Source organism: Micromonospora sp. CNZ309, assembly GCF_002846525.1.
The window spans coordinates 2553174-2574935 of the sequence record NZ_PJNG01000001.1 but is presented as its reverse complement, the minus strand read 5'-3'; the positions used below and the strand labels follow the sequence as shown (position 1 = coordinate 2574935).

Genomic DNA, 21762 nt, shown 5'->3' with positions numbered 1-21762 from the left:
TGGTTGGATGTCGTACGCACCCAGGCGGCTGAGGCGCTCGGCCGGCCGCGTGGTGACGTCACTCCGGACGGCGCCTTCGCCGACCTGGGCTTCGACTCACTGACCGCGCTCGAACTGGCCGACCGGCTGTCCGAGGCGAGCGGCCTCCAACTGTCCGGCACCCTCGCCTTCGACTATCCCAACCCGCAGGCCCTGGCTGAGTACCTGGCCACACAGGTCGACGGCCCGGACGCGGACCCGGGGCCGGGGCAGCACAGCGCGGCGGGCGAGCCGGGCGGCACGCGGTCGGGTGAGCCAGGTGGCACACCGGGTGAGCCCGAGCCGATCGCCATCGTGGCGATGGCCTGCCGCTTCCCCGGCGGAGCGGCCACCCCCGAGGACTTCTGGACCTTCCTGGCCGACGGCCGCGACGGCGTCGGGCCGTTCCCGACCGACCGGGGCTGGGACCCGCAGGTGTTCCACCCCGACCCCGACCGCCCCGGCTCCACCTACGCCCGGCACGGGGGATTCCTCTACGACGCCGGCGACTTCGACGCCGGGTTCTTCGGCCTGTCGCCCCGCGAGGCGTTGGCCACCGACCCGCAGCAGCGGCTGATGCTGGAGATCTCCTGGGAGGCGCTGGAACGCGCCGGCGTCGACCCCCGCACGCTGCGCGGCAGCCGCACCGGCGTGTACACCGGCGTCATCGCCAGCGACTACGCCCCGCGCCTCGGCGCCATCCCGGCGGAGGTCGCCGGCTTCCTGATGCCCGGCAACGCGTCCAGCATCGTCTCCGGCCGCGTGTCGTACGCGTTGGGCCTGGAAGGGCCCTCGCTGTCGGTCGACACCGCCTGCTCGTCGTCGCTGGTCGCGCTGCATCTGGCAGCCCGCTCGCTGCGTAGCGGCGAGTGCGACCTCGCCCTGGCCGGCGGGGTCACCGTGATCGGGACGCCGCTGGTGTTCACCGAGTTCAGCCGTCAGCGTGGCCTCTCGCCGGACGGGCGGTGCCGGTCGTTCGCCGCGTCGGCCGACGGCACCGGGTGGGCCGAGGGCGCCGGTGTGCTCGTCCTCGAACGGCTCGCCGACGCACGCCGCCACGGTCGGCGCGTCCTGGCGGTCCTGCGGGGCAGCGCGGTCAACTCCGACGGGGCGTCCAACGGCCTCACCGCGCCCAACGGCCCGTCCCAGCAGCGCCTCATCGCCGACGCGCTCGCCGATGCGGGACTCGACGCCTGCGACGTGGACGTGGTGGAGGCACACGGCACCGGCACCCGGCTGGGTGACCCGATCGAGGCTCAGGCGCTGATCGCCGCGTACGGGCCCGGCCGGCAGCGTCCGCTGTGGCTCGGATCGGTCAAGTCGAACATCGGACACGCCCAGGCGGCGGCCGGCGTGGCCGGTGTCATCAAGATGGTGGCGGCGCTGCGGCACGAGCGGCTGCCCCGCACCCTGCACGTCGACGAACCCACCCCGTACGTGGACTGGTCCGCCGGCCCGCTGCGGCTGCTCACCGATGAGCAGCCGTGGCCGGCCGGTGCCCGGCCGCGCCGCGCGGCGGTGTCGTCGTTCGGCATCAGCGGCACCAATGCGCACGTCATCGTCGAGGAGGCGCCGCAGGACGAGCCCGCCGCCGCGACCGACGACGCGGCCGTGCCGGCGCCACTGGTGCTCTCCGCGCGGACCGTTCCCGCGCTGCGCGAACACGCCCGCCGCCTCGACGCCTTCCTCGACGCCCACCCCGATCTGCCGGCCCGCGCGGCGGCGGTCGCGGCAGCCCGGCGTACGGCGTTCGAACAGCGCGCCGTCGTCCTCGACCGCGCCGCTCTCGCGGCGCTCGCCGCTGGGCAGGACACCCCGGCCGTGGTCACCGGCACGGCGGGCGAGGGCAGGCTGGCTCTGGTCTTCCCCGGACAGGGCTCGCAGCGGCCCGGGATGGGGCGGGAGCTTGCCGCGGCCGAACCGCGCTTCGCCGCCGCCCTGGACGAGGTGTGTGCCGCACTGGACCGGCACCTGGACCGCCCCATCCGCGCGGTCGTCGACGGCGACCCGGACCTGCTGGACCAGACCGAATACACCCAGCCGGCGCTGTTCGCCGTGGAGGTGGCGCTGTACCGGCTGCTGCGACACTGGGGCGTCCGGCCGGACTTCGTCCTCGGCCACTCGATCGGGGAGATCACCGCCGCCCACGTGGCCGGAGCGCTCTCGCTGGACGACGCCGCCCGCCTCGTCGTCGCCCGCGGACGGCTGATGCAGGCACTGCCCGCCGGCGGCGCGATGGCCGCGATCCAGGCCACCGCGCAGGAGGTCGAGCCGCTGATCGCCGACCCTGCGGCGCAGGTCGGGCTCGCCGCCGTCAACGGCCCGACGTCGGTCGTCATCGCCGGCCCACACGACGCGGTGCAGACCGTCGCCGACGCGTTCGCCGCCCGCGGCCGCAGGACCACCCGGCTACGCGTCAGCCACGCGTTCCACTCCCCGTTGATGGAGCCGATGCTCGCGGACCTCGCCAAGCTGGAGGCGGACCTCACCCACCGGGCGCCGGAGATCCCGCTGGTCTCCAACGAGACCGGCCTGCCGGTGGACATGGTCACACCGGGGCACTGGAGTCGGCACGCGCGGCAACCGGTGCGGTTCGCGCAGAGCGTACGCCGGCTTCGCGAGCAGGGGGTGAGCCGGTTCCTGGAGGTCGGGCCCGGCGGCGTGCTGTCGGCCATGGTCCTCGACTGCGTCGGCGACCTGGACGCCGACACGGGTGACACGGCGATCGCCGTGCCGCTGCTGCGCGACGGGCGCGACGAACGGGACTCCGCCTGGGACGCGGTGGCCCGCCTGTTCGTCCGCGGCGTGGACGTCGACTGGCCCGCGCTGGTCGGCGGGGACGTCCCGCCCGCGCAGCTGCCCACCTACCCGTTCCAGCACCGGCGGTACTGGTTGACCCCGGCGGCCCGGCCGCTGCCCGGGGAGCCGGTCGAGACGTCGGACGCTGTGCTGTTGACCGGCGAACTGTCGGTCGCCGCCCAACCGTGGCTCGCCCAGCATCGGGTGGGCGGGGCGGTCGTCGTACCGGGCGCGCTGCTGGCGGAGCTGGCGGCGCGCGCCGGTGCGCGCGCCGGCTGCCCCGAGGTGGTGGAGCTCCTGCTGCAGGCACCGCTGGTGCTGCCCGAGGCCGGTGCCGTGCAGACCCGGGTGGTCGTCGCCGGGACCGACGGCGACCCGACCCGCCCGCTGACGATCCACGCGCGCCCACCCGGCGGAGCGTGGACGCCGCACGCGACGGGAACCGTCGCCCCGGTGCGGAGCAGCGACGCCACCCGGTTGAAGCTGTGGCCGCCGCCGGGCGCGACGCCGTTGGACACGCAGGGCTTCTACGACCGCCTGCGAGCCGGTGGCTACGACTACGGCCAGGTGTTCCAGGGCCTCGGTCGGGCGTGGAAGCGGGGCGACGAGATCTTCGCCGACGTGACGCTGCCGGCCGACGCCGCCGGCGCGACCGAGGGTTTCCTGCTGCACCCGGCGCTGCTCGACGCCTCGCTGCACGCCCTCGGCCTGCTCGGCGACGCCGGCGCGGACGACGGGATCGCGCTGCCGTTCTCCTGGGCGGGCCTGCAGGTGCACGCCCGGGGCGCCACGGCGCTGCGGGTTCGGCTGACCCGCGAGGGCGACGGTGTGGACGTCGTCCTCGCCGATCCGTCCGGTGCGCCGGTCGCCTCGGTGCGGCACGTCGCGCTGCGGCCGATCGCCCCCGACCGCCTCGCCCTCGGGCCGTCCGGGTCGGGCGGCGGGTACGAGCTGCGCTGGGTGCCGGCCGCCGTGGTCCGCTCCGACCAGCCGGTGGTGGCGTCGGCCAGCCTGTCCGAGCCGGTCTGGCTCGACGAGTTGACAACCAGCGACCAGGTTCCCGACCTCGTCTTCACCGAACTGCCGCCGGGCGGTGACGACCCGAACCCCACCGTCGCCGCCGCGCTCGACCTGGCACACCGCTGGCTGGCCGACCCGCGGTTCGGTGCCGCCCAGTTGGCGGTGGTGACCCGGGGGGCCGTCGGCGACCAGTGCCGGGATCTGGCTCAGGCGGCGGCGTGGGGGCTGCTGCGCTCGGCGCAGTCCGAGCACCCCGACCGGCTCGTGTTGATCGACCTGGACGACGACCCGGCGTCGCGGCAGGCGCTCGCCGCGGCCGGCGCCGCCGGAGAACCGCAGGTCGCCGTCCGCGCTGGCAGCCTGCTGGTGCCTCGGCTGCGCCCCTCGGCCGCCGACGGCCGCGGCCCGGAGGCCGGGGCCCTCGCCGATTCCCCGGCCGTCACCGGCGTCGGAGCACGGTCGTGGGCCCCGCAGGGCACCGTCCTCGTCACCGGCGCGACCGGCGCCATCGGCCGTCTCGTGGCACGGCACCTCATCGAACGGCGCGGGGTGCGGCACCTGGTGCTCACGTCCCGGCGTGGAGCCGACGCCCCCGGCGCCGCCGACCTGGTCGGCGTGCTGTCCGCGCTCGGCGCGGAGTCGGTGCGCGTCGTCGCCTGCGATGTCGCCGACCCGTCGGCCCTGACCGACCTGCTGAGGTCCATCCCCGCCGAGCATCCGCTCACCGCCGTGCTGCACCTGGCCGGCATGCTGGACGACGGGGTCGTCGAGACGCAGACCCCGCAGCGGGTGGCCGCGGTGCTGCGGCCGAAGGCAGACGGCGCCCGGCAGCTGCACGAGCAGACCCGCGGGTGCGAGCTGGCCGCGTTCGTGCTCTTCTCCTCCGCCGCCGGCCTGCTCGGCTCGCCGGGGCAGTCGGGGTACGCCGCCGCCAACGCCTACCTCGACGCCCTCGCCGAACAGCGTCGCGCGCAGGGGCTGCCCGGGCAGTCGCTGGCGTGGGGCCTGTGGGAGCTGCCGGACGGGATGGCCGGACAGGTCAGCGCCACCGGCCTGCGTCGCATGCGCGGGATCGGGCTGACGCCGTTGTCGCCGGAACGCGGACTGGCCCTGCTGGATCGGGCGCTCGACTCGGACGCGGCGACGCCCGTCCTCGTCGACGTGGACGGCGCCCTGCTCGACGGGCACGACCGGCGGTCGGTGCCGCCGGTGCTGCACGACCTGATGGCCACGGACCGCCTGACCGGCGCGCACGTCGCCGGCCTGGCGTCGCCGGCCACCGCGTCGGTCGACTCGGTCACCGGCGGCGCGCCCGGCGGCACCCGCGCCGCCGGCACGGAGCTCGCCGGGACGTTGCCCGGGCTCGCTCCCGCCGAACAGGACCGGGTGCTGCGTGAGTTGGTGCTCGCCGAGGCCGCCGTCGTGCTCGGCCACGCCTCCGCCGCCGACCTGGATGGCGCCCGGAGCCTGCCCGAACTCGGATTCGACTCGCTGACGGCGGTCGAGCTGCGCAACCGGCTCGCTGCCGCGACCGGGCTGACGCTGCCGGCGACCCTGGTGCTGGACTACCCGAACGTGCGGGAGCTCGTCGGCTACCTGCGCGGTGAGCTGCTACCCGAGCAGGCGTCCACCCCGATCGGGGTGCTGGAGGAGCTGACCCGGCTGGAGTCCAGCCTGGCCAACCTCACGATGGACGCCGTGGCGCGCAAGCGGCTCGCCGACGCCCTGAACCAGTTGCTGTCGCTGGTCGACACCGAGTCGGACAAGGTCGACGCGGCGAAGGACGACTTCTTCGACCTGCTCGACTAGGAATCCGCCCCGGCCGCAAGAAAGCGGGCCGTCTTCCAGCCGCTCGGACGACTGGAAGACGGCCCGCGGGTCGCTCAGCCGAGCGGGGCGGCCTCCACCACGGTGACCTCGATGTCGGAGCCGAACAGCCCGAGCAGGATGTTCCGGATCGAGTCGCGCATCGCCGCGCACGCCACCGGGTCGATCAGGCTCGCCAGGGAGGCGATGCCCAGGTCGAAGCGGCTCTCGAACTCGACTCGCACCGCCTCGTCGGCCTCGACGACCAGCCACGAGCCGGTGAATGTCGCGAAGTCGCCCTTGGTCTGTTCGAAGTCGATGCGGCGGCTGACCGGGTCGATCTCGTCGCGTTCGGTCCAGACGAGGATGCCGCGGCGGAAGTTCACCTCCCACGTCGACTCCACCTGGGTCGGGCTGACCTGGGTCACCCCGACCGTGCGTACGGTGTCGGTGAACTCCGGATACGCCGCGAAGTCGGCCAGCCGGTCGAACGACTCCTTGGCCTCTGCCGCGGGCAGCAGAGCGTGCACGATGACGGAGCACTCCATCGCGGGTGGCCTCCTCAGCTCGGGTTGAGGATCACTGCTGCAACCCCCGGATCAGGTGACGCAGGCTGACCCGCCACGCGTCCTCGGCCTGCGCCGGGGTCATCGCGTCGGGTCCGCCGGGAATCGTGCCGAACGACGTCGGCAGCAGTTCGGGGATGATGACCAGCCCGCAGACAGCCACCACGCCGTCCAGCCGTGCCAGGTCCTCGGGGGGAAGGACGTCCGCGAATGCCGGCCGGACCAGCCGATCGACGATGGACGGGTCCGCGATCCGGCCGTCGGGTACGTCCATGCCGCACTCGCGGGCGGTCTCCGTCACCAGTTCGAGGTAGCGCTCCACGGGGATGCCGGCGGGTCCGGCGGTCAGCCAGTAGTCGCCTTTGCGCAGGTCGGCGTCGAGCACCGCGCGGATCGCCTGCGCGACCATGTCCTGCGGGACGAGGTCGAAGAACGTGCCGGGATGCGCCGGGACGAAGGGCAGGTCGCCCGTCACCAGGTACTCGGCGAGCTGGTGCACCCCCTGGTGCTGGCGGATGGCGCCGGTACGGGAGTCGCCGATGACGATCGCCGGCCGGACGATCACCGCGTCGATGCCGCTGTCGCGGACCAGTTGCTCGCCGAGGTACTTCGACGTGACGTACTCGTCGGTCCGGGCGGCCGCCTTCTCGGTGCCCAGCCTGCCACCGCCGCCTTCGCGGCCGTACCGGGACACGTAGGCGGTGCTGACGTGGACCAGGGTCGCGTCCGCCTCGGCGGCGAACTCGACGACCCGGCCGAGGCCTTCGATGTTGAGCCGGTTCACCTCCGTCTGGTCGGCGGAGAAGTTGACGATGGCGGCCGTGTGGACCACCGCGTCGACCTCGGCGCACAACTCGCGGTAGGCGCGGCGGTCGAGCCCGAGCGAGGGGGCGTGCAGGTCCAGCCTGACCACCCGGTTCGAGCCGCCCGGCAGGCGTCGGTAGGCGGCGGCGAGCACGTCGTACCCGGAGAGCTCGGCCAGCACGGCGGTGCCCACGACGCCGCTGGCTCCGGTGACCAGGACCGTACGTCGCTTCATTCGGGGGAGTCGCTTCCGGTGGCGGGGAAACGCGCGGCCAGGCCGGCGCAGGCCCGCTCGAACGAGGCGACCAGCCGCATCTCCTCGTCGGGGGCCATCGTGGCGGGCGGGGTCAGCCGCAGCACCGGGTGCGCGTTCATCGAGTGGTTGACGACCACGTCGTTGTCGAGCAGGTCCATCAGGAACTCCGCGGCGTGCATGGCGGAGCGGAACTCTACCCCGATGAGCAGCCCGACCCCGCGTACGTCGGCCACCAGGTGCCCGATCGGGCGCACCGCCTCGGTGATCGCCGCGAGTAGCCGCGTGCCCAGATCGGCGGCCCGCTCCACCAGCTTCTCATCCCTGATCACCTCGACCGTCGCGCGGACGGCGGCCATGGCGAGGGGGTTCGCGGAGAACGTGGACGTGTGCAGGTAGGGGTCCTTGTCGAACGGGGCGAACGCCTCCGCGGTCGCCAGGGTCGCCGCGACCGGCACGAGCCCGCCGCTGAGCGCCTTGCCGACCAGCAGGACATCGGGTCGTACGCCTTCGCGGTCCGCTGCCCACCAGGCCCCGAGCCGCCCCAGCCCGGTCATCACCTCGTCCAGGACGAGCATCGCCCCCCGATCGCGGCACAGCTCCTCGACCGCCTTGAGATAGCCGGGCTCAGGAATGATCACCCCGCCCTCGCTCTGCACCGGTTCGACGACCACGCAGACGTCCCGGTCGACGACGGCGGCCAGTTCGTCCAGGTCGCCGAACCTGACGTGGGTGACCTCGGGCAGCAGCGGGCGGAACGGATCCTGGTAGAGCGATCGCGCGGTGAGTGACAGCGCGCCGACGGTCTTGCCGTGGTACCCGCTGTGCATGGAGACCAGCCGGTGCCGCCCGTTCGCCCGGGCGATCTTGATCGCGGTCTCCACCGCCTCCGCGCCGGAGTTGGAGAAGTGCACCTTGACCAGGCCCTCCGGCGCGACCGAGACCAACGCCTCGGCGGCCCGGGCGGCGGGCTCGTTCAGCAGCACCCGGGTGGACAACGCCTGCCGTTCGAGCTGGTCGCGCACCGCCGCGAGCACGACCGGGTTGCCGGCACCGACGAAGAACACGCCGTAGCCGGCACAGTTCAGCAGTTGACGACCGTCCGCGGTGTGCACCACGGTGCCCGTGGCGCCGACCTCCAGTGGTGTGTGGAGCATGGCCGCGACCCGCCCCAGCCCTTCGCCCAGATGGCGGCGGTAGATCTCGAAGACACTGGAGGACACGGCGGAAGTCTGCCCGAATGGCGCCAGCCGAACAATGGTCTACTCAGGACGGCCGACGGTGTCCGAACAGCCGACCCGTCGAGCATTGCTGCGGGCGTTGACCTTGCTCTATGGTGCGGCCGTGGACACGTACCGCGAGATCATTTACTCCGTTTCGGACCGGATCGCCACGGTCTCGCTCAACCGTCCCGAGGAGCGCAACGGCTACACCCTGCGGATGGCCGACGAACTCGCCGACGCGTTCGACCGTGCCGACCGCGACGACGACGTCCGCGTCGTGGTCCTCACCGGTACGGGTGAGCACTTCTGCGCCGGGCTGGACCCGTCCGTGACGGAGTTCGACACCCCCGACGACCCCGAGGCCGAGTGGGCGGAGCCGGCGGGGCGGTGCTCGATGCGGATCTTCGCGATGAACAAGCCGGTCATCGCCGCGATCCGGGGCGCGGCTGTCGGCGCGGGCGCCACCATCATCCTGCCGGCCGACTACCGCCTCGCCGCCACCGACGCGCGATTCGGGTACGTCTTCAGCCGACGCGGCATCTACGCCGAAGGCGCGTCCACCTGGTTCCTCCCGCGGCTGGTCGGGATGGGCTGCGCGCTCGACTGGATGATCAGCGGGCGGGCGTTCGACGCCGCCGAGGCGCTCTCGGCCGGCCTGGTGCACAGCGTCCACGAGCCGGAGCACCTGCTCGACAAGGCCTACCAGCTCGCCCGGACCATCATCGCCACCACCGCGCCGGTGTCCGTGGCGGTCATCCGGCAGATGCTGTACCGGACCAGCGCGCTGGACTCGCCGTACCCGGCACACCGGCTGGATTCCCGCCTCTCCGCCGAGGCGCTGACCAGCGCGGACGCGAGGGAAGGCTTCGACTCCTTCCGGCAGCGACGCGCTCCGGCCTTCCCCGGGCGGGTCAGCAGCGACCTGCCCGACCATCTCCCGTGGAGGAACGAATGACATCTGTGGTTGCGGCATGACGCAGACAGCCGGGCACGTTCCGGAAATCGCCGAACAGATCACCGTCGCCGCGCCGGCGGGGACGGTCTACGCGGCCGTCGCCGACGTGCGGCGGATGGCCCGGTGGAGCCCGGAGTGCGTCGCGGTCTGGGTCACCCGGCGCGACGGCGGGCAGCCGCGACGGTTCGTCGGCTGGAACCGTCGGGGCCCGTTGCTGTGGTTCACCACCTGCCGGGTTGTCACCGCCACACCGGGCAGCGAGTTCGCCTTCGACGTCACCACCTTCGGCCAGCCGGTGGCCCGCTGGGGCTACCGGCTCAGCGTGACCGACGGCGGCACCGAGGTGACCGAGTACTGGCAGGACCGGCGCAACAAAGCGGCCCACGTGCTCGGTCGGATCTTCACCGGCAAGGTGGCGGGCGACCGCCCGACCGTGAACCGGAACGGCATGCGTGAGACCCTGCGCCGGTTGAAGCGGGAGCTGGAAGCGGCCTGACCCCAGGTGGCAACTGGCGGCGATCAACGGATTGTCATGCCTGGCCACGCGATGACCCTCGCCGACATCCGTTTCCCGGCTCGGCCGCGCAATCTGACCGGCTGGGTCAAACACGTCACCGGTCCACCCTCCACCACCGTCGGCTCGATCGGCCTGACCCGCGACTTCCTCGGCTCCCGTCCGCTACGCGACGCGCTCACCGGCTCGACGCGGGCGAAATCGACCTCGTGACCCCCGGTCGCATCCTGCGCGGCAAGCCGCGGCCTGCCGCGCGGTGTGGTCGCCGACAAGGTGTCCGGTCACAGTGGTTCGCTCGTGATCAGGTGGTCGGTGGAGCGCAGCAGGGCGCGGGTCAACGGTTGCCGACCGGCGGTGAGCAGGTCCGCGGCCGGGCCGTGCTCGACGATCCGGCCCTGGTCGAGGACGACGATGTGGTCGGCGAGCCGGGCCACGACCTCCCGGTCGTGACTGATCACGACGAGGCTCAACTCCTCCGTCCGGCGGAACTGCCCGACGAGGTCGAGGATGCGGTCCTGGGTTCCGGCGTCGAGCCCGGAGGTGATCTCGTCGCAGATCAGCAGCCGGGGCCGGGCCAGCAGGGCGCGGGCCAGGGCGGCGCGTTGTAGTTCCCCGCCGGAGAGCCGCTCGGGGTGCCGGCCGGTGAACTCCCCGGTGAGGCCCACCGCGGTGAGGACGGCCTGCGCCGCGTGGCGGGCCGTCGCCGTCTCCAGGGCACGCAGTCGTACCGCGACCCGGGCCACCTGGTCGAGCAGCGGCAGGTACGGGTGGAAACTGGCCCGGGGGTCCTGGAAGACGTACTGCACGGCGGCGAGGTCGGCCCGGCCGCGCCGGTCGAGGTTCGCCGCCAGCCGCCGCCCGTCCAGCTCGACGGTGCCGCCGGCCGGCCGGTGCAGGCCGGCGATGCAGCGGGCCAGGGTGGTCTTGCCACTGCCGGACCGGCCGACCACGGCGAGGCACTGCCCGGCGGTGAGGCTGGCGTCGATGGCGTGCAGGACGGTGTGCCGGCGGGCGCCGTCGCGGTGGCGGGCCACCAGCCCGGTGACCCGCAGCACCGGGGCCCGGTCCCGGTCGGGTCGGTCACCGTCGGCCGGTCGGTCGTCGACGGCTGCGGCGGGCGGCTGGTGCAGGGCGAGGACCTCGGCGGTGGGACCGCTGGCACCTACCGTCCCGTTCGCCAGGACCAGGGTTCGGTCCGCTACCAGGCGTACCAGGTCCAGGTCGTGGCTGAGCAGCACGACGGCCAGGCCGGCCGTGGCGAGGCCGCGCAGCTCGGTGGCGATGTCGGCCCGGTTCAGGTTGTCCTGCCCGGTGGTGGGTTCGTCGGCGATCAGCAGCCGGGCCCGGGACAGCAGCGCGTGGGCCAGGACGAGGCGCTGCTGCTGCCCGCCCGAGAGCTGGTACGGGAAGCGGCGCAGCAACTCCCGCCCGTTCGGCAGGCCCACCCGGGCGAGTGCGTCGGCCACGGCCCGGCGGAGCTGCGCCCGGCCGGTCGCGCCCGCGGCGGCGTGCCGGTGGGCGATCTCGCGCAGCACCGCCCCGATCCGGCGGACCGGGTTGAGCACGGCGGCGGGCTGCTGGGGTACGTAGGCGACGGTGCCCGGCGGCGGTGGGCTGTCCGGGGTGACCGGCCGGCCCGCGATCTCGATCCGGCCGGTGAGCCGTACCCCCGGCCCGGTCTCGCCCAGCAGGGCGCGGCCGGTGGTGGTCTTGCCGCTGCCGGACGCCCCGATGACGGCCAGGACCTGCCCGGCCGCCACGCCGAACGACACGTCGTCGACCAGGACTCTCCCGTCGCCGGTGCGGGCGCCGAGCCCGGTGACGCGGACCAGCGCGGGACTCACCGGAGCACCTCCGCCGGATCCCGGTCGCCGGTGGACCGCCGGCCGGCCAGCAACTGGTCGGCGACCAGGTTGACGCCGACGGCCATGGCCACGATCAGCGCGGCCGGTACGACCACCGCCCAGGGTTGCAGGAACATGCCGGTCCGGTTGCGGTCCACCATCACCGCCCAGTCGGATGCGTCGGGTGCCACCCCCACGCCGAGGAAGCTGGCGGTGGCCACCAGGTAGAGGGCGCCGATGAACCGGACCCCCGCGTCGGCGAGCAGCACCCGACGGATGCCGACGGCGACATGGCCGACGGCCCGCCGCCACCAGGTCTCCCGGTACAGCCGCATGGCCTCCGTCACCGTGCCGTGTGCCAGCGGCAGCGCGGCGGCCCGGGTGACCCGGGCGATCTCGGGCAGGGCGATCATCGCGACGATCACCGTCAGGGTGGCCGGGCCGCGTGGCGCGGTGGCCGCGACGAGGATGAGCAGCAGCAGGGACGGTACGGCCAGCAGCAGGTCCAGTGGCCGCATCAGCAGCTCGTCGACCAGTCGGTGCCGGGTCGTCGCGGCCAGCAGTCCCACCGGTACGCCGACCAGGTACGCCAGCGCGGTGGCGGTGAGCGCGACCAGCACCACGGACCGGCCGCCGAGGAGCAGCTGGTCGACGACGTCCCGGCCGACGAAGTCGGTGCCGAGCGGGCCGGCCGGGTCGAACGGGCGCGCGTGCCCGACCGGGCCGGCCACCAGCAGCGGCCCGGCCAGGGCGAGCAGCAGCGGTCCGCCGAGCAGCACCGCCCCGGCCACGGTGCGCAGCCCGCGCTTCACCGGGCACCCGCCGTGCGTGGCGCGAGCCGGAACGCCACCAGGTCGGCGGCCAGGTTGACGGTCACGGTGGTGACCGCGACCAGCACGCACAGGCCCTGCACGGTGGGCACGTCACGGGCGGTGACCGCGTCGACCAGGGCGGTACCGAGGCCGGGGATGACGAACACCGCCTCGACCACGATCACCCCGCCGAGCAGCCAGTCGGTGGTGCGGGCGAGCTGCTGCACCACCGGGGCGAGGGCGTTCGGCAGCGCGTGCGCCAGCCACCGTCGGCGGGCCGGGATGCCCAGCCGACGGGCGTGGGCGACGTACTCGGAGCGCACCGCGTCGACCATGCCGGCGCGGGTGAGCCGGCTGATCGAGCAGACTGGTCGGGCAAGCAGCACCAGGAGCGGCAGCACCAGCACCGCCGGCTGGGCCAGCAGGTCGCCGTCGGTACCGACGGCGGTGGGCGGGAACCAGCCAAGGTGTACGCCGAACAGGGCGGCGAGCAGGATGGCCAGCGCGAACTCGGGTACGGCGTAGAGGCCCACCGCCACCGCGGACAGTGACCGGTCGAGCCGGCCGCCCTCGCGGCGTGCCGCCAGCATGCCCATCCCGACGGCGAGGGGAACGAGCAGCAGCAGGGTCGCCGCGGCCAGCAGGACGGTCGGTGCGGCGGTGGCCGCCAGCACCTCGGTCACCGGCCGTTGCGAGACCAGCGAGACCCCCAGGTCGCCGTGCAGCAGGTCGACCAGCCAGTCCAGGTAGCGTTCCCCGGCGGGCCGGTCGAGTTCGAGTTGGGCCCGGATGAGCGCGATGCGCTCCGGGTCGGGCTGGTCGCCGGCGATCACCACCGCCGCGTCCCCGGGCAGCGCCTCGGTGAGGACGAACACGGCGGTGGCGACACCGGCGACCTGCCCGCCGCCGAGCATCAGCCGCCCGGCGGCGTAGCGGGGCAGGCTCAACCCAGCCAGACCTTGTCGAAGCGGGCCCAGTCCAGGGTGTTGGCCGGGGCGTCGGCGGAGACCCCGCCGACGTTCGGGCCGGTGGCGACCAGGAAGTCGGCGAACCCCCAGATCAGGAAACCGCCCTCGGCGTGCAGCATCCGCTGCATGTCGCCGTACGCCTGCCGGCGGGCCGCCTCGTCGGCGGTGGACACCGCCTTGGCGTAGAGCGCGTCGAAGTCCGGCCGCGCCCAGCGGGTGGCGTTGGTGGTGGAGTCGGTCAGCAGCCGCTGGGAGATGTGCGTCTCGATCGGCATGGCCCCGGAGCGGTAGCAGGCCAGGACCCCGTTGGTCAGGATGTCCTTCCAGTAGGTGTCCTTGTTGCCGGTGGCCGGTACGACGGTGAGGCCGACCTGTCGGGCCTGGTCGGCGAGGACGGTGGCCGCCTCGACGAATCCGCTGGCCACGGCGGCGGTGTCCAGGGTGATCCGCAGCCCCTTCGCGCCGGCCCGGTCGATGAGGAAGCGGGCCCGGTCGAGGTCCCGGGCGCGTTGCGGGATGTCTGCGGCGTAGTACTGGTAGCCCTTGCCGTAGAGGTCGTTTCCGACCTGCCCGGCACCGGAGAGGACCGTGTCGACGAGCTGCTGCCGGTCGGTGAGCAGGAACATCGCCTCGCGCAGGTCCCGGTTGTCGAACGGCGGCCGGTCGACCTTCATGGTGAAGCCCTGCATGGTGCTGTTCGCCATCCGGGTGATGGCCACCCGTCGGTCACCGGCGTGGGTACGGGCGGTCGTGGGGGTGATGTCGTGTGCGTACTCCACCTGCCCGCCGAGCAGCGCGTTGATCCGCGCCGACTCGTCGTTGCTGATCAGGTACTCCAGCTCGTCGAGGTACGCCGCCCCGTCCCAGTGCTCGGGGTTGCGCTTGAGCAGCAGCGACCGGCCCGGCTGGAAGGAGTCGAAGACGAACGCGCCGGAGCCGACCGGCCGGTCGAAGGTCTCCGTGCCCTCGGGCACGATGTAGGCGCCGAACGCGGCGAGCAGGTTGCCGAACTCGGCGAACGGGCGGGTCAGAGCGAACTCGACGGTGCGGTCGTCGACCGCCCGGCTGGCCCGCAGGTCGATCATCGCCAGGCTGGCCTTCGCCCGGAACGCGCGCTTCGGGTCGGTGATCCGGGCGTAGCTTGCCAGCACGTCGGCGGCGCGGACCGGGCGGCCGTCGTGGAAGGTGGCCTCGCGCAGGCTGACCCGCCACCGGGTGAGATCGGCGGTGGGTTCCCAGCGCTGCGCCAGGCGCGGCTGGATCGACACGTCCGGGCCGTAGTCGGCGAGCTTGTCGTACATGGCCTTGGCCCGGGACGCCTCGACGAAGAGGTTCGCCAGGTGCGGGTCGAGGGTCTCGTTGGCGCCGCCGCCGGCGAATGCGGCCCGCAGCCGGCCGCCGCGCCTGGGCTGCCCGGTCGGGGCGGTGGCCGGTGCGTTGTCGGTACCGCAGCCGGTGAGCAGCACCGCGGAGAGCGCGGCGGCACCGCCGAGCAGGCCGCGACGGCTCAGCCCGGGTGTCGTGCCGGTCAGAAAGGGGGTCATGCGTGGCTTGTCCTTCCGAGGGTGTGCGTGGTTCAGGCCGCGTCGTCGCGGCGGCGGGCGACCAGGTGCAGGCGGTCGCCGGAGAGCGTGGTGGACAGTTCGGCGTCCGGCTGCCACGGCGGTTCGGTACGTGGGCCGGGCAGGTCGAACAGGGCGAGTACGTCGAACCCGGCGGCGTCGAGCAGGTGCCGCAGTTCCAGGGGGAACAGCAGCCGCCAGGCGGAGTTCTGCACCAGTGGCTGCCCGCCGCCCGGCCAGGTCCAGACCCGTTCCCGGCGCAGCAGTTGCGCGGCGTGGTCGATCCAGAGCCGGGTCCGTGAGGTGTAGGCGACGCCGCGCCAGGTGACCGTGCGGGTGCGTGGGGCGTCCAGCAGGTCGGTGTCGCCCAGGAAGTACGCGCCGTTGCGCATCTCGGCGACCAGCAGCCCGCCGGGCACGAGGTGGGCGTGGCAGCGGTCCAGGAACGCGGTCAGGTCGGCGTTGCGGTGGCAGTACAGCATGGCGCTGTCCAGGCAGGTGACGACGTCGAACCGGGTACCGAGGTCGAAGTCGCGCATGTCGGTGGCCACGAACCGGACCTGCCGGTGGTGCCGGCGGGCGTGGACCAGCATCCGGGCGGAGGTGTCCAGCCCGGTCGCCGCATACCCGATCCGGGCCAGGTGGCCGGCGTCCCGGCCGGTACCGCAGCCGATGTCGAGCAGCCGTCGTCCCGGGCCGCCCTGCGGGGCGAAACGCCGTACCAGGTCGTCGACGAAGGTCGCCGCCGCATGATGCGGGTCCGGGAACTGCGCCTCGTACAGTTCGGGGTTGTCGGTGAGCAGGTTGGCCGTGGCCACGACCGGGTCGGTCATGCGGGCACCTCCGCGTCGACGGGTACCGGTCGGGGTCCGAGCCGGTGCCGGCGGTGCAACAGTCGGACCGCCGCCGCCGAGGCCAGGCCGAGCGCCGCGCAGAGCAGCCAGGCGCCGGCCGGCACCGCGGCACCGTCGGCGTCGCCCATCACCCGGCCGACCGCCGTGGTGGCCGCCGCCGCGACCACGCCGGAGACCAGGTAGAACAGGCCGAAGTAGGTGCCGGTCAGGCCGGCGCGGGCGAAGCCGGGGATCAGTTCCAGCACGAACGGCTGCGCGATCATCACCCCGACGGCGAGCAGCACGGCTGCGCCGAGGACGGGCAGCAGCCCGACCAGCCCGGTGCCGGCCGGTAGCAGCGGCAGCAGGAAACCGCTGCCCATGGCCGCCATCCCGACCGTGATCGCGGTGCCCCGGAGCATCCGACCGGACAACCAGCGGGTCAGCGGGACCTGCCCGGCCAGGGTCACCACGGTCGACGCCACGAACAGCGCCGCCACGGCCGCGGGTGACCCGGTGGCGTGTTCGGCCTGGACCGGCAGGACCAGGTAGAGCTGGTTCTGCAGGGCGAACATCGCACTCAGCGCGAGGGTGAAGACGAGGAACCGGCGGTCGGTGAGGCACTCCCGCCAGTCCCGGCCGAGGGCCTGCCCGCTGCGCGCCACGGGCTGCGGGGGCAGGACGAGTGCCTGCGCGACGGTCAGCGCCGCGAAGACCGCCGCCGCGCCCCACGCGGCGGCGGTGAAGTCGACCAGCAGCAGCGCGCTGCCGACCAGCGGGCCGAGCAGCGCGCCGGCGCTGGCGAACACGTTGAACAGGGCGAACGCCTCGGCCCGACGGTCGGGCGCGGCCTGGGCGAGGTAGGCGCGGACCGCCGGGTTGAACAGCGCCCCGGCCAGCCCGGACAGCACCGACGCGGCGAGCAGCGCCGGCAGGGACACCCCGAGGGCGAACACCGCGAAACCGACGGTACGCAGCGCACAGCCGGCGATGATGACACCCCGGGCACCGAGCCGGTCGGCGGCGGACCCACCGATCAGGAACATGCCCTGCTGGCTGAGGTTGCGTACCCCGAGCACCAGCCCGATCAGGGCGGCGGAGAGGCCCACCTCGTCGGCGAGGTATCCGGCGAGGTAGGGCAGCAGCATGTAGAAGCCGATGTTGACGCCGAGCTGGTTGACCACCAGCAGCCGGACCGGCAACGGGAAGCTGCGCAGCGTCGCCCAGGTGGCGGTCATCGGGGCGCCACCGCCCGGTCACCGGTGCCGGCCGGGGTGACCCCGAGCCCCGACGTGCCGGCCAGCCGCAGGGTCCCGTCGTGACCGCCGATGCCGGTCCACGGGTCGTCGGCCAGCAGCAGGTGCCCGTCGAGGTCCACCCAGCGGGCCCGCGCGCTCAGGTGTACGGCAGGGGCGATGCCGAGGGAACTGGCGACCAGGCAGCCGAGCATGACGTCCATGCCGTAGCCGGTGGCGACGTCGATGATCTCCCGGGCGGCGGTGATCCCGCCGCACTTGGCGAGCTTGACGTTGACCCCGGCCACCGATCCGGCCAGCCGGTGCACGTCGGTGACGGTGACGGCGTCCTCGTCGGCGACGACCGGCACCGGGGTACGGGCCGCGATCCAGGCCAGCCCGTCCGGGTCACCGGGTGGCACTGGCTGCTCGACGGCGTCGACGCGGTGTGCCGCCATGGCCTCCAGCAGCCGGACGGCCTGCTCGGCGTTCCAGCCGCCGTTGGGGTCCAGCAGCAGCCGCGCCTGCGGGGCGGCGGCCCGCACCGCCGCGACCCGGGCCAGGTCGTCCGCGTCGCCGGCCTTGATCTTCAGCGTGGTGAAACCGGCTGCGACCAGCCGCCGCGCGGTCGCGCCCGCCGCGTCGGGCGCGACCAGCCCGAGGGTGTACGCCGTGCCGACCGGGGTGCCGTCGCGCAGCCCGAGCAGTCGGTGCACCGGTACGCCGGCCCGCCGTGCGACGAGGTCGTGCACGGCGGCGTCCAGCGCGGCCCGTACTCCGGGCCTCACCGTCTCGGTCAGCGTGGACAGGTCCGCGTGCAGTGTCTCCGGATCGGGGTGGCCGGCGATCCGGCCGGCGACACCGGCCAGCGTGGTGACCGCCGTGGTCAGGTCCAGCCGCTGGTAGTTGCTGGTCACCAGCTCTCCGTGGCCACTCACCCCGTCGTGGCTGACGGTGACCTGCACGGCGTCACGTCCGGCCATGCTGGACCGGGAGATCCTCAGCGGCTCACGCAGCACCAGCGGGTACGACCGCCAGGTCAGTTCCATGCCGGCCCCCGTGTCCCGCCCGGTGCCGTGCCGCTCGCCGTGCTCTCGCGCCGCCCGACCGGACCGATGGGATCGACGACGACCCGGCAACGGCTCCACCGGCTCACCTCGACCGCCTGCGGGTGGTGGATCTCCACCGGATGCCCGTGCGTCGGGCCGAGCAGCCCGTGCCGGGCGCAGTAGCCGTCGTCGAAGATGGAGTCGAGGTACCGGTGTGGCCCGTCGGGAAAGACGGTCAGCACCCTGGCGCCGGGCTGGGTACGGGCCGCCCAGGCGGACACCCGGGCCACCGCGCCGGTGCTCCACCCGCCGGTGACGAAGTTGCTGGTCGCCAGGCGCCGGCAGCTCTCCACCGCCTCGGCCGGGCCCACCCAGTGCACCTCGTCGAACGCCAGGTAGTCGACGTTGCGGGGGTGGATGCTGCTGCCCAGGCCCCGCATCAGCCGGGAGCGGGCCGGCTGGCCGAAGATGGTGGAGCCGACGGTGTCGACCCCGACCAGTCGCAGTGCCGGCCAGTGCCGACGTAACGCCCTGGCCAGTCCGGCGCTGTGCCCGCCGGTGCCCACACTGCACACCAGCACGTCGACGGCGTCGACCTGCCCGGCGATCTCGTCGGCTAGCCCGGCGTAGCCGGCGGCGTTGTCCGGGTTGTCGTACTGGTCCGGCCAGTACGCCCCGGGCAGGCCGGCCCGGACCTCGGCGAGCCGGTCGAGGCGGGCCTGCTGCCAGCTGCCCACCGGGTGTGGTCGGTCCACCACCTCCAGCCGGGCCCCGTACGCGCGCAGCAGGGCCCGCATCGACGGTTCCAGCTCACCGTCGACGACCAGGACCACCGGGTGCCCGAGGGCCTGCCCGGCGAAGGCCAGCCCGATGCCGAGGGTGCCGCTGGTCGACTCGACCACCGGGGCGCCCGGGCGCAACTCGCCCCGCATCCGGGCGCCGGTGAGCATGGACACCGCCGCGCGGGCCTTCATCCCGCCGGGGCTGAGGCACTCCACCTTCGCCCAGAACCCGTCGTGCGGGTACGGCAGCGGGGTGTCCACGAACAGCACCGGGGTGTGTCCGACGAGGTTCAGCAGGTGCGGGGCGGTCACGGTGCGGCCCGGTACTGGTAGAGCGGCGTGGGGCCGCCGTCGAGCCAGAAGAACGGGTACGGCTCGGCGGACACCGCGGTCACACCCGAGCCGACGAACCAGGGAAGCACCCCGCTGCCGGTCTGGGCGAACATCACCAGCGGGGTACCGGTGGTCGCCGCGTGTGCCAGCAGCGGCGCGAAACTGTCGTTGCCCAGGGTCATCCCGGAGGCCAGGATCGCGTCGGCCGCGCCGAGCAGCGCCTGCGCGTCGGGCAGGCAGGCCTCGTCCCACTCGGTCCGCCCACCCGCGTAGTCGCAGGGCAGGTAGCGCAGACCGCGCCGGCGCAACTGCTCCAGCAGCGAGTTGACCACCCCGACCACCAGTACCGTCTGCCCGGGTGTGCAGGGCAGCAGATCCACGACGGCCGCGGCGCGGGCGGTCGACTTCGCCAGGGACGTACCGGCGGGCACGGTCAGCACCGCGTCGGCCGCGTCCAGGTGCGGCCGGACCGTGAGCAGGTACGCGTCCAACGCCGCGACCCGCACCGGCAGCGCCGGATGGGTCAGCAGCTCCGCCACCGACCGGCCGACGCAGGCGTAGGCGACGTCGTCGGGCAGTTCGTCCGGCTCGACGGCGCACGAGCCGACCGCCGCCCCGACCCGCAGGCTGAGCACCTGGTTGCGGTAGCCCCGGCCCCGGGTGACGTGCCGGGCCCCCTGGCGGGTGACGAAGCCGACGCTGACCTGATGCTGTGCCGGATCGGGGCCGACCCGGCCGTCGCGCACGTCGGTGACCAGCGCGTCGAACGACCGGTACCCGGGTCGGGTCGTCGGGCCGGTCACGCCGGCACTCCGGCCGGCACCTCGGCGTACCCGACCCGCAGGCCGGCGACCAGCCGGTCCGCCAGCGCCCGTGCGCCGGCACCCGTGGGGTCGACGACCATGACGTGACCCAGGTAGTGGTTGTTGCTGCTGGCCTCTCCGGTCCGGTGCCCGGCCGGTTTCACCGCCCAGTCCACCACCCGGGGCTCGGCGGCCACCGCCTCGGTGCCGGTGATACCGGTGACCGTGCCGGGGCGCGGGGGCAGCAGGAACGCGATCGCCGCGCTGCGTACCCCGGTGTCGGCCGGGGTCAGGTCGGGCCGCTCGCCGAGCGCCAGTTGCGCGTACCCCATGGGCAGGTCGATGCCGGTGACCCGGCGGACCAGTTCGGTGATCTGGTTGCCCGCAGGCCGGGGGTTGACCTCCACCACCCGGGGGCCGTCCGGGGTCAGCCGCAGCTCGGTGTGGGCCACGCCGTGGTCGAGCCCGACCGCGCGCAGGGCGGCGGTGGCCGTCGCGCCGACGGCGCGGGCGAGATCGGGCTCGATGGACGCGGGGAACATGTGCCCGCTCTCCACGAACCCGGAGGTGCCGGCCAGGCTCTTGTCGGTCACCCCGATCACGGTGGTGACGCCGTCCACGGTGACCGTCTCCACACTCACTTCCGGCCCGTCCAGCAGTTTCTCCAGCAGCACCAGCGGCATCCTCGGCTGGCGTCGGGCGTTGACCGGGAATCCGGCCAGTGCGTCGTACGCCGCCCGCAGTTCGGTCCGGTCGTCCACCCGACGGACGTACATGCCGGCGCAGAGGTCGACGGGCTTGACCACCAGCGGGTATCCGATGCCGTCGGCCGCGTCGCTGGTGGCGGTCCAGCCCTGGGTCACCGCGAACGCAGGCTGGGGGACCCCGGCCCGGTGCATCGCGGCGCGGGCCAGATCCTTGCGGTACGCGCACTCCACCGCCTCCGGTGCGGCGCCCGGCAGGCCCAGGCGCGCGGCCAGCCGGGCGACGGTGCCGAGGTAGTAGTCGCAGGAGGTGACCACCCCGTCGAAGCGCAGCACCCGATGTACGGCCTCTACATAGGACAACAGTTCCGGCAGGTCGTTGGTCTCGGTCGTCAACACGTTCTCGGCCGCCAGTAGCGGGTGCGGCCTGTCTGTCGGCGCGCTGCGCAGGTAGTGGTGCAGGTCGCGGGTCAGGAACGAGAAGCGGTGACCGGCCTCCCGGATGGCCCTCGGTAGCAGGCCGCTCATGGCGCCCACCCAGCTCTCGACCACCAACAGATGCGCCATCGGCGACCCCCGCTCCCTGCGACAACCGGACTTGGTGATGGTAACGGTTTTCATTTCGGATGGCTAGCGTGTCGTCCGCCGGTCGCTGCGCGCGGGGACCATGGCGGTGAGGGGATGCATCCGGGCGGCGAGGTTCCCGGTCTCCCGCGCAGGATCAGCGTCGCTCCTGGTGCCGGGACGACCGACCGCCAGGTGCCCGTAGACGCGTGCGCTCTCGGCGCCACCATCCTGGCCTCGGAACGTGCCGTTTCCGGCCCGTCGCCCAGAGACCGCGGCCTGCCGGTCCATTGATCGATAGTTCTAACTGCTTCG

Annotated in this window: 16 protein-coding genes and 1 pseudogene; 4 read left to right on the top strand and 13 right to left on the bottom strand. The window is 73.8% G+C overall.

All coding sequences use genetic code 11. The annotated features are described in order from the left end of the window. Window positions 1-3 precede the first annotated feature (3 nt). Window positions 4-5646: pseudogene (locus CLT72_RS10190) on the top strand (type I polyketide synthase); the annotation flags it as partial. A 74-nt stretch (window positions 5647-5720) separates the two neighbouring features. Here CLT72_RS10190 and CLT72_RS10185 read toward each other — a convergent pair. The 3 genes from CLT72_RS10185 to CLT72_RS10175 are packed head-to-tail and all read right to left on the bottom strand — an operon-like array spanning window position 5721 to window position 8489. Continuing rightward, window positions 5721-6191: a type II toxin-antitoxin system RatA family toxin gene (locus tag CLT72_RS10185; protein WP_101411136.1), complete on the bottom strand. Its 471-nt coding sequence runs from the start codon at window positions 6189-6191 to the stop codon at window positions 5721-5723. Between the two features lie 31 nt (window positions 6192-6222). Beyond that, window positions 6223-7248, bottom strand: a complete 1026-nt coding sequence (locus CLT72_RS10180; protein ID WP_101411134.1) for an SDR family oxidoreductase — start codon at window positions 7246-7248, stop codon at window positions 6223-6225. Beyond that, a complete protein-coding gene (locus CLT72_RS10175) occupies window positions 7245-8489 on the bottom strand; it encodes an aspartate aminotransferase family protein (protein WP_199184536.1) in 1245 nt (414 codons plus the stop codon). The genes CLT72_RS10180 and CLT72_RS10175 overlap by 4 nt, the downstream gene beginning before the upstream one ends. Window positions 8490-8610: 121 nt before the next feature. Here CLT72_RS10175 and CLT72_RS10170 point away from each other — a divergent pair, with 121 nt between their 5' ends. From CLT72_RS10170 to CLT72_RS10160, 3 genes are read left to right on the top strand one after another with little or no spacing between them, the layout of a single operon-like run. Beyond that, window positions 8611-9444, top strand: a complete 834-nt coding sequence (locus CLT72_RS10170) for an enoyl-CoA hydratase-related protein (RefSeq protein WP_101411132.1) — start codon at window positions 8611-8613, stop codon at window positions 9442-9444. Window positions 9445-9460: 16 nt separating this feature from the next. Then, the gene (locus tag CLT72_RS10165; RefSeq protein WP_101411130.1) at window positions 9461-9940 is read left to right on the top strand and encodes an SRPBCC family protein; all 480 of its coding nucleotides are present in this window, start codon (window positions 9461-9463) and stop codon (window positions 9938-9940) included. A 36-nt stretch (window positions 9941-9976) separates the two neighbouring features. Further along, on the top strand, window positions 9977-10171 hold the full coding sequence (locus tag CLT72_RS10160) for a beta/alpha barrel domain-containing protein (RefSeq protein WP_144082228.1): 195 nt from the start codon (window positions 9977-9979) through the stop codon (window positions 10169-10171). 68 nt (window positions 10172-10239) lie between these two features. On the opposite strand, the gene CLT72_RS10155 is transcribed toward CLT72_RS10160, so the two are convergent. The 10 genes from CLT72_RS10155 to CLT72_RS10110 are packed head-to-tail and all read right to left on the bottom strand — an operon-like array spanning window position 10240 to window position 21450. Next, window positions 10240-11802, bottom strand: coding sequence for an ABC transporter ATP-binding protein (locus CLT72_RS10155; protein ID WP_486484211.1), 1563 nt, complete (start codon window positions 11800-11802; stop codon window positions 10240-10242). Beyond that, window positions 11799-12614 carry an ABC transporter permease subunit gene (locus CLT72_RS10150; RefSeq protein WP_101411126.1) on the bottom strand — a complete coding sequence of 272 codons (816 nt, stop codon included), beginning with the start codon at window positions 12612-12614 and terminating at the stop codon, window positions 11799-11801. The genes CLT72_RS10155 and CLT72_RS10150 overlap by 4 nt, the downstream gene beginning before the upstream one ends. Further along, window positions 12611-13561, bottom strand: a complete 951-nt coding sequence (locus CLT72_RS10145; RefSeq protein WP_486484210.1) for an ABC transporter permease — start codon at window positions 13559-13561, stop codon at window positions 12611-12613. The genes CLT72_RS10150 and CLT72_RS10145 overlap by 4 nt, the downstream gene beginning before the upstream one ends. Then, window positions 13558-15126, bottom strand: a complete 1569-nt coding sequence (locus CLT72_RS10140; RefSeq protein ID WP_101411124.1) for an ABC transporter substrate-binding protein — start codon at window positions 15124-15126, stop codon at window positions 13558-13560. The genes CLT72_RS10145 and CLT72_RS10140 overlap by 4 nt, the downstream gene beginning before the upstream one ends. Window positions 15127-15158: 32 nt before the next feature. Beyond that, the gene (locus CLT72_RS10135; RefSeq protein WP_101411122.1) at window positions 15159-15977 is read right to left on the bottom strand and encodes a class I SAM-dependent methyltransferase; all 819 of its coding nucleotides are present in this window, start codon (window positions 15975-15977) and stop codon (window positions 15159-15161) included. Beyond that, window positions 15974-17215, bottom strand: a complete 1242-nt coding sequence (locus tag CLT72_RS10130) for an MFS transporter (protein ID WP_101411120.1) — start codon at window positions 17213-17215, stop codon at window positions 15974-15976. Before CLT72_RS10130 ends, CLT72_RS10135 begins: the two co-directional genes overlap by 4 nt. Then, the gene (locus CLT72_RS10125; RefSeq protein WP_101411118.1) at window positions 17212-18261 is read right to left on the bottom strand and encodes a dipeptide epimerase; all 1050 of its coding nucleotides are present in this window, start codon (window positions 18259-18261) and stop codon (window positions 17212-17214) included. The genes CLT72_RS10130 and CLT72_RS10125 overlap by 4 nt, the downstream gene beginning before the upstream one ends. Further along, window positions 18252-19355: a PLP-dependent cysteine synthase family protein gene (locus CLT72_RS10120; protein ID WP_486484209.1), complete on the bottom strand. Its 1104-nt coding sequence runs from the start codon at window positions 19353-19355 to the stop codon at window positions 18252-18254. Before CLT72_RS10120 ends, CLT72_RS10125 begins: the two co-directional genes overlap by 10 nt. Next, complete coding sequence (locus tag CLT72_RS10115; protein ID WP_101411116.1) at window positions 19352-20179, bottom strand: Rossmann-like domain-containing protein; 828 nt, start codon at window positions 20177-20179, stop codon at window positions 19352-19354. Before CLT72_RS10115 ends, CLT72_RS10120 begins: the two co-directional genes overlap by 4 nt. Beyond that, window positions 20176-21450, bottom strand: coding sequence for an ATP-grasp domain-containing protein (locus CLT72_RS10110; protein WP_101411114.1), 1275 nt, complete (start codon window positions 21448-21450; stop codon window positions 20176-20178). The genes CLT72_RS10115 and CLT72_RS10110 overlap by 4 nt, the downstream gene beginning before the upstream one ends. Window positions 21451-21762: the final 312 nt, after the last annotated feature.

What these genes read in the sequence shown, in the direction of transcription:
- CLT72_RS10185 (WP_101411136.1), bottom strand. Translation starts at nt 6,191, where the DNA reads ATGGAGTGCTCCGTCATCGTGCACGCTCTGCTGCCCGCGGCAGAGGCC.
- CLT72_RS10180 (WP_101411134.1), bottom strand. Translation starts at nt 7,248, where the DNA reads ATGAAGCGACGTACGGTCCTGGTCACCGGAGCCAGCGGCGTCGTGGGC.
- CLT72_RS10165 (WP_101411130.1), top strand. Translation starts at nt 9,461, where the DNA reads ATGACGCAGACAGCCGGGCACGTTCCGGAAATCGCCGAACAGATCACC.
- CLT72_RS10160 (WP_144082228.1), top strand. Translation starts at nt 9,977, where the DNA reads ATGCCTGGCCACGCGATGACCCTCGCCGACATCCGTTTCCCGGCTCGG.
- CLT72_RS10140 (WP_101411124.1), bottom strand. Translation starts at nt 15,126, where the DNA reads ATGACCCCCTTTCTGACCGGCACGACACCCGGGCTGAGCCGTCGCGGC.
- CLT72_RS10135 (WP_101411122.1), bottom strand. Translation starts at nt 15,977, where the DNA reads ATGACCGACCCGGTCGTGGCCACGGCCAACCTGCTCACCGACAACCCC.
- CLT72_RS10130 (WP_101411120.1), bottom strand. Translation starts at nt 17,215, where the DNA reads ATGACCGCCACCTGGGCGACGCTGCGCAGCTTCCCGTTGCCGGTCCGG.
- CLT72_RS10125 (WP_101411118.1), bottom strand. Translation starts at nt 18,261, where the DNA reads ATGGAACTGACCTGGCGGTCGTACCCGCTGGTGCTGCGTGAGCCGCTG.
- CLT72_RS10110 (WP_101411114.1), bottom strand. Translation starts at nt 21,450, where the DNA reads ATGGCGCATCTGTTGGTGGTCGAGAGCTGGGTGGGCGCCATGAGCGGC.